At 73.2% G+C, this 13,161-nt stretch carries 11 protein-coding genes; 7 read left to right on the forward strand and 4 right to left on the reverse strand.

The annotated features are described in order from the left end of the window. Position 1 precedes the first annotated feature (1 nt). Together J0670_RS13480 and J0670_RS13485 are read left to right on the forward strand one after the other, a co-directional pair. Complete coding sequence (locus J0670_RS13480; protein WP_207811775.1) at positions 2-1,453, forward strand: APC family permease; 1,452 nt, start codon at positions 2-4, stop codon at positions 1,451-1,453. 164 nt (positions 1,454-1,617) lie between these two features. Next, positions 1,618-2,190, forward strand: a complete 573-nt coding sequence (locus tag J0670_RS13485; protein WP_207811776.1) for a MarR family winged helix-turn-helix transcriptional regulator — start codon at positions 1,618-1,620, stop codon at positions 2,188-2,190. A gap of 67 nt (positions 2,191-2,257) precedes the next feature. Here the strand turns inward: J0670_RS13485 and J0670_RS13490 are convergent, their stop codons facing one another. Both J0670_RS13490 and J0670_RS13495 read right to left on the reverse strand, forming a co-directional pair. Next, a complete protein-coding gene (locus tag J0670_RS13490) occupies positions 2,258-2,995 on the reverse strand; it encodes a gamma-glutamyl-gamma-aminobutyrate hydrolase family protein (RefSeq protein WP_307806508.1) in 738 nt (245 codons plus the stop codon). Next, on the reverse strand, positions 2,992-4,485 hold the full coding sequence (locus tag J0670_RS13495) for an aldehyde dehydrogenase (protein ID WP_207811777.1): 1,494 nt from the start codon (positions 4,483-4,485) through the stop codon (positions 2,992-2,994). The genes J0670_RS13490 and J0670_RS13495 overlap by 4 nt, the downstream gene beginning before the upstream one ends. Positions 4,486-4,612: 127 nt before the next feature. Between J0670_RS13495 and J0670_RS13500 the strand changes: the two genes are divergently transcribed. Continuing rightward, positions 4,613-5,314 (forward strand): type 1 glutamine amidotransferase, encoded by a 702-nt coding sequence (locus tag J0670_RS13500; RefSeq protein WP_207811778.1) that lies wholly within the window; start codon positions 4,613-4,615, stop codon positions 5,312-5,314. A gap of 87 nt (positions 5,315-5,401) precedes the next feature. On the opposite strand, the gene J0670_RS13505 is transcribed toward J0670_RS13500, so the two are convergent. Next, on the reverse strand, positions 5,402-6,583 hold the full coding sequence (locus J0670_RS13505; protein WP_207811779.1) for a TetR/AcrR family transcriptional regulator: 1,182 nt from the start codon (positions 6,581-6,583) through the stop codon (positions 5,402-5,404). Positions 6,584-6,789: 206 nt separating this feature from the next. Here J0670_RS13505 and J0670_RS13510 point away from each other — a divergent pair, with 206 nt between their 5' ends. From J0670_RS13510 to J0670_RS13525, 4 genes are all read left to right on the forward strand, one after another. Beyond that, positions 6,790-8,079, forward strand: coding sequence for an MFS transporter (locus tag J0670_RS13510; protein WP_207811780.1), 1,290 nt, complete (start codon positions 6,790-6,792; stop codon positions 8,077-8,079). A 67-nt stretch (positions 8,080-8,146) separates the two neighbouring features. Further along, positions 8,147-10,609 (forward strand): glycoside hydrolase family 3 C-terminal domain-containing protein, encoded by a 2,463-nt coding sequence (locus J0670_RS13515; RefSeq protein WP_207811781.1) that lies wholly within the window; start codon positions 8,147-8,149, stop codon positions 10,607-10,609. Between the two features lie 384 nt (positions 10,610-10,993). Beyond that, positions 10,994-11,749, forward strand: coding sequence for an HNH endonuclease (locus J0670_RS40245; protein ID WP_207811782.1), 756 nt, complete (start codon positions 10,994-10,996; stop codon positions 11,747-11,749). A 56-nt stretch (positions 11,750-11,805) separates the two neighbouring features. Beyond that, complete coding sequence (locus J0670_RS13525) at positions 11,806-12,324, forward strand: hypothetical protein (RefSeq protein WP_207811783.1); 519 nt, start codon at positions 11,806-11,808, stop codon at positions 12,322-12,324. Positions 12,325-12,413: 89 nt separating this feature from the next. Here the strand turns inward: J0670_RS13525 and J0670_RS13530 are convergent, their stop codons facing one another. Further along, positions 12,414-13,070 (reverse strand): hypothetical protein, encoded by a 657-nt coding sequence (locus J0670_RS13530; RefSeq protein WP_207811784.1) that lies wholly within the window; start codon positions 13,068-13,070, stop codon positions 12,414-12,416. Positions 13,071-13,161 lie beyond the last annotated feature (91 nt).

Below are 13,161 nucleotides of genomic sequence, written 5' to 3' on the forward strand. Positions count from 1 at the left end.
GATCGGCCCCGAGGGGGCCGCGGACCAAGCCCGCAGACCGAGCGGATCCCTCAAGCCCAACGCGCTCGGAGTCCTGGGCATCGTCTTCTTCGTCCTCTCGGCGCAGGCGCCGCTCACCGGCATCGCCGGCGCCGCCCCCATCGCGATAGCCCTGGGCAGCGGCCCGGGCACCCCGGCCGCCTACCTGGCCGCCGGAGCACTCGTCCTGCTGTTCTCCGTCGGCTACGTGGCCATGAGCCGCCACGTGGTGGACGCCGGAGCCTTCGCCGGCTACATCGGCAGGGGCCTGGGAGACACGGCCGGGACGGGCAGCGCCGGCGTCGCGCTCTTCGCCTACAACGCCGTGCAGGCCGCCATGTACGGGCTCTACGGGTCCATGGTGAGCGGTCTGTTCGCCCGCTACCTGGGCTGGGACGTGCCCTGGTGGGCCTGCGTCCTGGCCACCATGGCCGTCGTCCAGCTGCTCGGCGCGGCGGGCATCGAGATGGGCGCCAAGGTGCTCGCGGTGTTCGTCCTCGCGGAGGTGAGCATCCTGCTCGCGTTCGGCGTCCTGGTCCTGGTCCGGGGCGGCGGGCCGGAGGGGCTGGCCGCGGCGCAGACCTTCTCGCCGTCCGCGGCCCTCGGCGGGGCCCCGGGCGTGGCCCTGATGTTCGCCCTGGCGTCGATGCTCGGGTTCGAGGCCACGGCCATCTACGGGGAGGAGGCGCGCGAGCCCCGCAAGACCATCCCGCGCGCCACCTACCTGGCCGTCAGCGTCATCACGCTGTTCTTCGCCTTCGCCACCTGGATGCTGGTCTCCGCGTACGGTCCGTCGAAGGCCGTCGCGGCGGCGGACGCCGCGCTGGAGGGCGGGGACGCCTCCGTCTTCGTCTTCGCCCCGATCGCCGAGCGGCTCGGCGCCTGGACCGGCGACGTGCTCCCCTTCCTCCTCGTCACCTCGCTCTTCGCGGGCATCCTGGCCTTCCACAACTCGGCCAACCGCTACCTCTTCTCGCTCGGCCGGCGCCGACTGCTGCCCGGCGGCCTCAGCCGGCTGAACCGGCGGCATTCCCCGGGGGTCGCCGGAGCCGTCCAGACGGCCATCGCCCTGGCGTTCGTGATGCCCTTCGCGCTGGCCGGCAAGGACCCGGTGATGACGCTCTTCTCCTGGGGCAGCGGTGTCGCGGTGCTGGCGATCATGCTGATGTACTTCCTCACCTCCGTGTCGGTGATCGTGTTCTTCCGCCGGGAGCGGCTGGACGACCGGGTCTGGAACACCGTGATCGCCCCCTCCCTCGGAGTCCTCGGCATCGCGGCGGCCATCTGGCTCATCGTGGCGAACTTCACCACGCTGATCGGCGGTGAGGCGGCCACCGCGACGGTGCTCGCCGCCGCCGTCCCGCTGGTGTTCCTGGTGTGCGCCGGGCTCTCCCGGCTGCCCCGGGCCCGCACGGCCGCCCGCATCGACGGCTGACCGGGCCGTACGGCCCGCGGCAGGACGGTACGGCCCGGGACAGGGCCGCACGGCCCAGGGGTCGAGCCTCCGTACGGGGGTTCGACCCCGCTATATTTGGCCCCGAACGATCAATTCGCCGAAACCGCAGCCGACGACCCGTCGCGTTGCGAAAGGAGGGGACCGTGCCGGGCCAGCGTTCCATCACGGAGGCCGAGAAACTCGTCCAGGCCAAACTCGGCGGCATCCCCATCCAGCACGATCAGATGGCGGTGGTCGCCAACATCCACCGCGCGGCGTCGGCCGTGCGGCAGCACTTCGAGAACTCGGTGCTGCGCGGCTCCGACCTCACCTGGACGGCGTTCGTGGTGCTCTGGGTGATCTGGATCTGGGGGGAGTCGGAGACCCGCCACGTCGCGGAGGAGGCCGGGATCTCCAAGGGCACCCTGACCGGTGTCTCCCGCACCCTCCAGTCGCGCGGCCTGGTCAGGCGTGCCGACCACCCCACCGACGGCAGGCTGGTGCTGCTGAGCCTCACCGAGGAGGGCGAGGCCCTGATGCGGCGCCTCTTCCCGGAGTTCAACGCCGAGGAGGCGTTCGTGGCCGCTCCGCTCAGCACCGAGGAGTGCCGGAGCACGGCCGACGCGCTGCGCCGGATCGTGGTGCAGGTGGAGACGCACGGCGAGGAGCGTCGGCTGAGCCTGCTGGACGGGGCCGAGCCGGCGCCGCGGCGCAGCGGCCGTAGGGCCAAGCCGTAGGGCCTTCTCCACGCACGGAGCACCGAACCGGCGACCGCCGGTTCGGTGCTCTCCTCTCCTCGGGGAGTCAGCGTTTCAGAGCGGCCCGGACGAGTGCGTCGAAGAGGCCCTGGTTGGCCGGATCCCGGGGGGCGGTGTCCTCCGGGTGCCACTGGACGGCCGTGAACCAGCCGGTGGCGCCGGGCAGTTCGAGCGCCTCCGGGGTGCCGTCGGCGGCCCGGGCGGTGACCTCGACCCCGGCCCCCAGCCGGTCGACCCGCTGGTGGTGGTAGCAGGACGCCTCGACCCGCTCCGCCCGCAGCGCCTCGGCCACCGCGGAGCCCGGTCGTACGGAGACGGGGTGCACGAGGTGCCGGTGCTCCCGGTCGGGCCCGCCCATGTCCTGGTGCAGGGTGCCGCCCAGCGCCACGTTCACCACCTGGAGGCCCCGGCAGATCGCCAGCAGCGGAAGTCCGGCGGACAGTGCGCCGCGGGCCAACTCCAGGTCGAAGCCGTCCTGTTGGTCGTCGACGTCGTAGACGCTCTCGTGCGCCTCGGCGGGCCCGTAGCGGTGCGGCGCCAGGTCGCCGCCGCCCGGGAGCAGCAGTCCGTCGAAGCGGTCCAGCCGGGCGGCGACCTCGGCCGGGTCGGCGGTGCCTCCGGGGGCGTGCGGGTGGATGGTGGCGGGCTCGCCGCCCGCCCGCCACACCGCCTCGACCAGGGCTCGGGCGTTGACCTCCGCCGCGTAGCGCAGCGCCGAGGTCGTGGCGGAGAACCGGGCGGGGATCGCGATCAGCGGCCGGTGTGCGGTCGAGGGGGTGCTCACAGCTGGATCCAGGTGGTCTTGAGTTCGGTGTACTTCTCCAGCGCGTGGGCCGACTTGTCGCGGCCGTTGCCGGACTGCTTCATGCCGCCGAACGGCACCGTCAGGTCGCCCTCCTCGTAGCAGTTCACCCAGACCGTCCCGGCCCGCAGGGCGCGCGAGACGCGGTGCGCGGTCGTCAGGTCGGAGGTCCACAGCCCGGCGGCCAGGCCGTACTCGGTGTCGTTGGCGAGCGCCACGGCCTCGTCCAGGTCGTCGAAGGCGAGGACGGAGAGCACGGGGCCGAAGATCTCCTCGCGGGCGAGCCGGGAGTCGGGGGCGACCCGGTCGAAGACGGTCGGTTCGAGGAAGCTCCCGCCGCTCCCGGTACGCGTGCGGGAGCCGCCGGTGCGCAGCCTGGCGCCGTCGGCGCGACCGGACGCGATGTGCTCCAGCACCCGCTCCACGTGGCTCTCGCCGACCAGCGCGCCCATCTCGGTGGCGGGGTCCAGCGGGTCGCCGATCCGCAGGGCGCGGGCCCGGGCCACCACGGCCTCGGTGACCCGCTCGGCGATCGAGGTGTGCACCAGCAGGCGGGAGGGGGCGGTGCACATCTCGCCCTGGTTGAAGAAGATGCCCCAGGCCGCGGTGGCCGCCGCGGCGTCCAGGTCGGGGGCGTCCGGGAGGATGATGTTCGGGGACTTGCCGCCGAGCTCCAGCCAGACCCGCTTCAGGTTGGAGTCGGCGGCGTAGCGCAGGAAGTGCCGCCCGACGGCGGTGGAGCCCGTGAACGCGAGCACGTCCACGTCGGGGTGCAGTCCGAGGGCGCGGCCGGCGGTGGGGCCGTCGCCGGAGACGACGTTGAGCACCCCGGGCGGCAGCCCGGCCTCGGTGGCCAGCCGGCCCAGCGTCAGCGCGGACAGCGGCGAGGACTCCGAGGGCTTCAGGACGACGGTGCAGCCGGCCGCGAGCGCCGGGGCGACCTTCCAGGACGCCAGGGTGAGCGGGAAGTTCCACGGCACGACCGCGCCGACCACCCCGGCGGGCTCCCGGGTGACCAGGGCGAGCGCGTCGGGGGAGACCTGCGGGGACTCGTCGGTGAGCTTGTCGGCGAGCTGCCCGTACCAGCGGAAGGTGGTGATCGCGGCGCGCAGCTCGATGCCGTACGCGTCGCTGATCGGCTTGCCCATCTCCAGGCTCACGGTGAGCGCCAGCTCGCCGCGGTGCTCCTCCAGGAGGTCGGCGAGGCGCAGCAGGACGCGCCCGCGTTCGGCCGGGGCGAGCCTGGGCCAGGGGCCGGAGTCGAAGGCCCGGCGGGCGGCGGCCACGGCGAGGTCGACCTCGGCGGGCGAGGCGTCGGCGACTCGGGTGAGGGTCCGTCCGTCGCGGGGCGAGACCACGGCGTAGTCGCCGCCGCTGCCCGGCTCGTCCGCGCCGTCGATGTGGTGTGCGGTGGGCAGCCGCAGTTCGGCGGCGCGGCGCAGCCATTCCTCGTGGGTGACGACCTCCGGCATCGGGGGACCTCCGTGTATCCTGTCCAGAGTCATTTGACTCCAAACAATATGCGGCCGATCCGGCCCTCACAAGGGGTGGTGCGGCCTCGGGGGGCAGGTGGCCCCCAGGACCGGGAGGACCTCTCGCATGCGCGCGCTCGTCATCCAGCACGACCACATCTCGCTGCCCGGCCTGATCGGGGAGCGCCTCGTCCAGCGCGGCTACCACCTGGACGCCGTCACCGTCGTACCGGCGGAGCGGTTCGGCGCCCCGGGCGTCGACTTCTCCTTCCCCGACCCCGCCGGCTACGACCTGATCGTGCCCTTCGGCGCCCCCTGGTCCGTCGACGACGACACGATCGGCGGCTGGGTCCGCGGCGAACTGGAACTGCTGCGCGAGGCCCACGGGTCGGGCATCCCCGTACTCGGCATCTGCTTCGGGGCCCAGGCCCTCGCCACCGCGCTCGGCGGCTCGGTGGAGCGCGCCGCGCACCCCGAACTGGGCTGGATGGACATCGAGACCGACGCCCCGGACCTGGTGCCGGGCGGCCCCTGGTTCCAGTCCCACTACGACCGGTTCACCCTGCCGTCCGGCGCGGTGGAACTGGCGCGGAGCACGGCCGGCCCCCAGGCCTACCGCATCGGCCGCTCCCTCGGCGTCCAGTTCCACCCCGAACTCACCGAGGAGATCCTGCGGATGTGGCTCGGCAACGGCCTCGCGCAACAGGTACGGGACCAGGGCCTGGAGCCGCAGGACCTGCTGGCCCACACCCGCCGGCTGGGCGAAGCGCCCCGCGGCCGGGCGCACGACCTGGTGGACGCCTTCCTCGACCGGGTGGCGCGGCCGTGAGCGGCGGAAGCCGGTGGGCGGGCGACCACCACCCGTAGCGAGCCGGGGCCTGACCCACCCGCCGGGGCGCCGGCGCGGCGGCCCCGGTCAGTTTGTGGGCGCCCCGCTCGCGAGGCCGGTGCGAGGGCCGGCCGGGAGGGCCCCCTCGATGAGGGTCCTCAAGTCGACGTCATCGGGTTCGTAGAGCCAGGCGATCAGGCCTCCAAGCGCGACTGCGACGGCCCACTGCGCCATGGTGTCCGCCTCCTCCTCTGACAGTCGCTCGGAGGCCACGAGTTGTCGGGCGGTGCTGGAGAGGCTGTACTCAAGCCGCCTGGCCATGTGCCGGTGCGCCGGGTGGGACGGAACGGTGGCCTCGCACATGAGCACGACCTCCGCGGCGGCCTGCCAGCGGGGGCGGTCGAGCAGCGCCTGCAACCGGCTGCCGGGATCGGTCTCGTTGGGTGCGGGGGTGAAGAGCTCGGCGACGACCAGGTCGAGCAGGGCGCGCTTGGTGGGGGCGACGTGGACGAGCGCGGCCTTGGTCAGGGCGGCTTCCTCGGCGACGGCCTGCATGGTGGTGCCGTGGTAGCCGTGGCGTGCGTACAGGCGGGCCGCGGCCTCGACGGCCCGGGCGCGCGGCGGCCGCTCTGACCGCGCGTCCGCTTCCACGGCGCGCGCCGGTTCGGGCGTGGGGGCCGTGGGTGCGGGCGGAAGCCCGTTCGTCCTCAGGTCGTCCTCGTACGCCGCGAGTTGGCCGGGGATGTCGATCCGGCCGGGGAAGTACAGCGAGAGGATCTGGAGGCCGTCCCACGCGGCGCCGAGCCGCTGGACGGCGAGCTTCACGGAACGCTCGTCGCCGCCCCGGGTGCCGAACTGCCGGACGCCGAGGCGGGTGCCGGCCCGCAGGTGCCTCCGCATGAGCTCGTGGCCCGGGTGCTCGGGGCTGGTCGCCTCGCCGAGCAGTGCGGTGAACAGCGGAATCCAGCCGGGCGTGGCGTCGTTGTGCCGGGCCAGCTCGGCCGCGGAGAAGGGCCGGCCTCCGTCGGCCGCAGCGGTTGCGAGCCACTCCCCGTGCTCCCGTTCGAGCCGGGCGACGAGCGCGGTGAGGATCTCCCCCTTCGAGGCGAAGTGACGCAGCAGCGCCGGGTGGGAGATCCCCGAGGCGGCGGCGATGTCGCGCAGCGACGTGGCCCGGTAACCGGTGCTGATGAACAGTTCGTGGGAGGCGTCCAGGATGCGCTCGACGCGCTCCCGTCCGGTTCGGTAGCTGCCCCGCTTCATTGCCATCGCTCCAGTATCGCGCCTGTGTTACCCTTCCCAAACCTTACCGTCAGAGTGGTAACTTTTCGTTTCGTTCGGATGAACGAAGGAGCGTCATGACCGGCTCGCCGGCAGACCTTCGTCCGCACCCTCGAGCCGAGCCCCGCCTGGCTCGGCACCCGCGCCCGTCGCACCGGCCCGCACCGGCCCCGGCGACCGAATCGGAGACCCACATGCCCACGCTCGCCGATCCCGGGCCCGCGTACGACCCCGCGCCGACCGACGGCCCGGCCGCAGGGCCGTCCCGCAAGGTCCCGCAGGAACTGCGGCGGCTCTTCCGCTCGGCCCCGTTCGTCTCCGCCGCGGCCCAGATCGGCTACACGTCCTCGGCGTACTACGTCGCCATCCAGGTCGAGCAGATGGACCCGGGAGCGAAGACCTCGAACCTCGCGGTGATCAACGCCCTTGCCGCCGTGGCCGCGATGGTGGCCCAGCCCATCGTCGGCGTGCTGTCGGACCGCACCCGCACGCGGTACGGTGCGCGAAGACCGTGGATGCTCGTCGGCGCGCTCGTCGGCGCCGTCGCGCTGTTCACCTCCGGTCTCGCGCCGGGCGTGGGCACGCTGACCGTGTGCGCCATGCTCGTGCAGTTCGGGTTCAACGCCTTCCAGGGGCCCTTCTCCGCGCTGCTGCCCGACCGGGTCCCCGAGGGGCTGCGCGGGCGGTACTCGACCGGCGTGGGGCTGGGCCTGATCCTCGGAGGCATCGCCGGCCCGATCCTCGGTTCGCTGTTCGCCGACGACGTCCCGGTCGGCTACGCGGTCCTGGCCGGCGCCGTCCTCCTCGCCATCGTGCTGTTCGTCGTCCTCGTGCCCGAGCGGGACAACCGCGGTGAACCACGCCGGCCGTTCTCGCTGCGTGCCTTCCTCGCCGCCTTCTGGGTCAACCCGGTCCGGCATCCCGACTTCTTCTGGGGCTTCACCGGGCGCCTCCTGCTGTTCGGCGGGTACGCGATGCTGACCACCTACCAGCTCTACCTGGCGCAGGACTACGTCGGCCTGACCCTGGACCAGGCGACGAAGACCGTACCGCTGCTCGGGCTCGCCGCACTGCCCGGCGTCATCATCGCGACGGCGCTGGCCGGTCCGCTGTCCGACCGCTTCGGCCGGCGCAAGCCCGTGGTGCTCGTCGCGGGACTGCTCATCGCCTTCGGCGCCCTGATCCCGCTCGTCCTTCCGTCGGTGCTCGGACTCGCGCTGCACACCTTCGTGGTCGCGTGCGGATTCGGGGCCTTCGTCTCCGTCGACCAGGCCCTGATGAGCAGCGTGCTGCCGAACCCGGACGACTTCGGGAAGGACCTCGGCGTCCTCAACCTCGCCGCGACCCTGCCCAACTCCGTCGCACCGGTCCTGGCCGCGGGCATCGTCCACGCCTTCGACAGCTACGCCGCGCTCTACCCGGTCGTCGGGGTGATCGCGCTCCTGGGCGCTCTTTCCGTCCTCCCGATCCGCAGCGTCCGCTGACCGGATCGCCCTCCCACCGCCGAACCCTCCGATCCACCCCGCCCACCTGTAGTGAAAGGACGCGGCAATGCCCACTTCTCCGCACACCACCGCGCTGATCGAGCGCCTCACCCTGGAGCAGAAGGTGCGCCTGCTGACCGGCGCATCCATGTGGTCGCTGCACGACGAACCCGCCGTCGGTCTGCGCCCCATCGTCGTCTCCGACGGCCCCACCGGCGTCCGCGGCATCGCGATGGACGACCGTGACCCGTCGGCGAGCCTGCCCTCGGCGAGCTGCGTCTCCGCCACCTGGGACCTCGAACAGGTCCGCCGGCTCGGCTCCCTGATCGCCGCCGAGGCCCGGGCCAAGGGCGTCGACGTCGTGCTCGGCCCGACGGTCAACCTGCACCGCTCGCCCCGCGGCGGCCGCCACTTCGAGGCGTTCAGCGAAGACCCCTACCTCACCGGCGAGTTCGGCGCCGCCTACGTCGCCTCCGTCCAGGCGCACGGCGTCGCCACCACCGCGAAGCACTACGTCGCCAACGACTCCGAGACCGACCGCTTCACCGTCGACGTCCGCGCGGACGAGCAGACGCTGCGGGAGGTCTACCTGGCCCCCTTCGAGCGGATGGTCGACGAGGGCGCCTGGCTGGTGATGTCCGCCTACAACACCGTCAACGGCGCACCGATGTCCGCCAACCCGCTGCTGCGCGACCCGCTGAAGGACGAGTGGGGCTTCGACGGCGTCGTCATCTCCGACTGGGGGGCGGTGCGCGACACCGAGCCGTCGGCCGCCTCGGGACTGGACCTCGTCATGCCCGGTCCGGACGGGCCGTGGGGCGAGGCCCTCGTCGAGGCCGTGAAGGCCGGGAGGGTCCCGGAGAGCGCGATCGACGAGAAGGTCGCCCGGCTGCTCCTGCTCGCCGCGCGCGTCGGCGCCCTCGACAGCGGCCCCGCGGCCGCCCCGGTCGAGCCCTGGGACGACACCGCCATCGCGGACCTGCTGCGCGAGACCGCGGCCGACGGCATGGTCCTCGCCCGCAACGACGGGACCCTCCCGGTCGAGCCCCGGGACGGGCTGACGGTCGGCGTGATCGGCCAGCACGCCCTGCGGGCCCGCACCCAGGGTGGCGGATCGGCAGCCGTGTTCCCGCACCACGTCGTCACGCCACTCGAAGGCCTGCGGGACGCCTACGGAGACCACGCCGTCACGTTCGCGCCCGGCCTGCCCCCGGTCGACGAGCTGCACCCCTTCACCCGGGGCACGGTCACCGACCCGTTCTCGGGCGCCGACGGGATCCACGTCCGTTACCTCGACCAGGACGGTGCCGCGTTCGCCGAGGAGAACTTCCCCAGCGGCCGCCTCGGCTGGCTCGGCGACCCGCGACTGGCCCAGGCCGCCTGCGTCGAGCTGACCACCCGCTTCACCGCGGACCGCGACGGTCGGCACGACCTCGGCTTCGCGGGAGTCGGCGGATTCACCTTCGAGATCGACGGCGAGGCCGTCAGCACCGACTCGCTCGCCCCCGCCGAGGGCGACGACCCCGTCACCGCGCTCCTGAGCCCCCCGGCGCGGGTGGTCTCCCGCGACCTGAGCCACGGCCAGACCGTCGAGCTGCGCCTGACCTGTGCCCTGTCGCTCCCCGGCGGTTTCCCCATCGCGATGGTCAGGTTCGGCTACAAGGACCTCTTCGGCGACCCGGCCGAGGAGTTCCGGCGGGCGATCGAGGTGGCGGCCGCCAGCGACGTCGCCGTCGTGGTCGTCGGCACCACCGAGACCATCGAGTCGGAGGGCTTCGACCGTCCGAGCCTCGGCCTTCCCGAGGGCCAGGACGAGCTGGTGCGCCGCGTCGCCGAGGTCAACCCCCGGACGGTCGTGGTCGTCAACTCCGGCGCCCCCGTGGTGATGCCGTGGCTCGACGAGGTGGCCGCCGTCGTCCTGTCCTGGTTCCCCGGCCAGGAGTTCGGCGCCGCGCTCGCCGACGTCCTCACCGGCGCCCGCGAGCCCGGCGGCCGGCTGCCCACCACCTGGCCCGCCCGCGAGGAGGACGTGCCGGTGTGGGTCGTGGAGCCGCACGAGGGCCGGCTCGCCTACACCGAGGGCGTCCACGTCGGCTACCGCGCCTGGCTCAAGCGCGAACGGACCGGCGGGTACGGGCCGGCGCTGCCGTTCGGGTCCGGCCTCGGCTACACCAGCTGGCGAATCGACGAACCCACCGTCAGCACCGCCGGGGACCGCGTCGTCGTGCTGGCGGACGTCACCAACACCGGTGCCCGGCCGGGCAAGCAGGTCCTCCAGGCCTACCTGTCCCGCCCGGAATCGGCCGTCGAACGACCGGTCTCCTGGCTCGCCGGTTTCACCGCCGTGCGCGCCGAAGCGGGCGAGCGTGTGCTCGCCCGCATCGAGATCGCACCGCGGGCGTTCCAGCACTGGGACACCGACGCGCACGGCTGGGCGACCGAGCCGGGCACCTTCACCCTGCGGCTCGCGACCTCCGCCGCCGATCCCGGTCACACCGTCACGGTCACTCCGGCGACCGGCCGGGCGTAACCACGCCGCTCCCTGACGCAGGACACAGCCCCCTTCCCGGCCCGCGCCCGGGGGGAGGGGCTGTCGGCGGCGTTGATCTGGTTCGTCTACAGTCGGGCCGGTGTGTCGACGGAAGGGCGCGGTGGCGTGGGGAACGACAGCGAGTACTGGCAGTGGCGCGACGAGGTCCTCAAGGCCGAGAGTCGAGCCAAGGGAGGGGAGCCGTGCAGGCTGTGCGGTGAGGCCATAGCGCCGACCGCTCACTGGAAGCAACGGGACCGCCATGTGTGCTCGCCCCGGTGCAACGCCACACTCAACCGTCGGTTGAACCGGCAGATCGAACGGGGCGAGGTCGTTCCGCCGCCCGCGAACACCCCGGATCCCCAACCGCCCCGTGGGCCCCAGGTGTTCAGGACCCTGCCCCAGGAATCGCCGTTTCCGTACGAGTTCCTCGGCTTCTCGCCCAAGCCGGGCGATCTCGTCGAGCGCCACGGCTCTCGCACCGTCTACCTGCCGCTGTCGGTCCTGCTGCCGGAGAACATCCCCTGGCAGGTCACCATGGGAGCGCCGGACCACTGGAGCCTCGACCGCGTGGTGTTCGCCCTGCACGAGGAGACGGGCTCCACCTGTTTCTACGAGGTCGACGAGAGCGGCACCCCGACGTCGCTCCATCTGGGCCAGTTCCTCGGCCTGCGGAAGATCGACACGTACGCGCCCTTCGAGGCCCGCGGGCGGACTTGGCGCTGGTACCAGGAGACCATCCGCGACATCGACCAGGACGGCAACGAGTACACCTGGACGGCTCACGTCTGCGGCGTCCAGGACGTCCCCACGCTGTGGACCCCCGCGTACGCCGCCCGCTCCCGGCGACTCAAGCGCATCAGCACGGCGGCCGCCAGTTATGCCGACCGCATGCGCAGGCTCGGTCAGGAGGGCGAGATCGAGCGACTGGACCCGCAGGCGATCTTCGAACGGGACGGTTGGATCTGCCAGATCTGCCGGACCGCCGTCGACCCGTCCCTGTCGTGGCCCGACATGTGGTGCGCGACCCTGGACCACCGGGTGCCGGTGGCCGCGGGTGGTGATCACACCAGCGACAACGTGCAGCTGAGCCACTGGATGTGCAACCTGCGCAAGGGCGACCTCTTCCTCACGGAGTGAGGATCTTGAGTGCCTACACTGGCCCGATGTCCCACCCCCTGATCAGCATACGCACCATGGCGAAGGTGACCGCCCCGGCGGTCACGGGCCTGCTCCTCAGCACGGTCGCGGCCTGCGGCGTCGGTTCCGCCCCTGTGGCCGCGACACGCTCGTCCGTCGCATCAGCCGCATCACCCGCGCCGACCGTGGACACCCCCGCGGCCTCGCCCGCGCCGACGGCCGCGTCCGTCGTGCCGACTCCGTCCGGGGCGGCGTCGGCCGACGCCCCTCGGACCGGTGCCGCCGCGTCACCCACGGGGAAGGGCGGGGCCGGTGCGCCGGCGGGGGATCCGGGCGGTGACTCGCCCGGGCGGCACGACGGGAGCAACTACGACAACCTCTCCCCGGAGGGCCAGGAAGCGCACGACACCGAGAACTGCGCCCAGATCCCCGGCAAGAAGAAGGGCAGCTGCAACGAGCCGCACCGCAAGTGCCGGGAGGCCGGAGCCACCGCCACCTCCTCGAAGGGCGTGGCGCTCACCTGCCGAACCTCTCCCAAGGACGGGCGCCTGCGCTGGCTCGCCGCGGGGGAGTGACCGCGAGGTCAGGCCGACGGAGGTTCGTAGCCGAACGTCTTCGGTCGCGCGCGGACGTGGGGGCGGGGGCTCGCCTGTGGCGCATTCGGCTACCGGGCCGTCGTGCCCGGGCCCTCGGCCCGGTCCAGGGCGAAGGCGACCATCTCCCGGTAGACGGGGTGCGGCGCGTCGTCGGGGGAGTACCAGTCACCGGGGCCGGTCCGCTCCTCCCAGGCGAGTTGCGCACTCGCGAGCGCGTCGACCAGTTCGGTGGCCAGCCGTCCGGCCTCGAAGAGGTCCTGGTCGGTGGACTGCGAGCTGGCGCCGACGATCTGGCCGCGGATCCCCGCCGAGTGCCCGTAGCGGAACCCGCCGCTGCCGCACAGGTGGGGGTCGGTCAGGACCGCCTCGCCGTAGTTGCGTCCGAGCCGGCGGTGGCCCGCGGCCTTGGCCGCAGCCCTGGGCAGGAAGCGGTGGGCGTCCTCGCCGACGGTGATCACCGCCATCACCGACTGCGCCTCGGGCACCCAGGGCCCGGCCGTCGGGTCCAGCAGGACGAAGCCCATGCTCGCCCGGGGGTACGGATCGCGCGGTGCGGCGCCGACGGGGGCGGTGTGGTTGCGCCAGATGCTGGCGGCTCGCCGCAGCCCGAGGTCGAGCAGCAGTCCGGCGAAGGCCGCGTCGTCGAAGAGGTGGTCGTACGGGTTGTGCCGGTGCTGGGCGCGCACGGTCAGGCCGTGCTCCGAGACGCTCTCCCGGGTGGTCACATCGGCTCCTTCGGCAGCTTTCGGCGCCCCGCCCCTCCGGTGGGGGCCGGGGCGGTGCGATTGTGACCACGGTGGCCGGTGGGCCGCCAGA

Source organism: Streptomyces sp. FH025 (assembly GCF_017427025.1).
In the GTDB taxonomy this organism is placed as follows: domain Bacteria; phylum Actinomycetota; class Actinomycetes; order Streptomycetales; family Streptomycetaceae; genus Kitasatospora.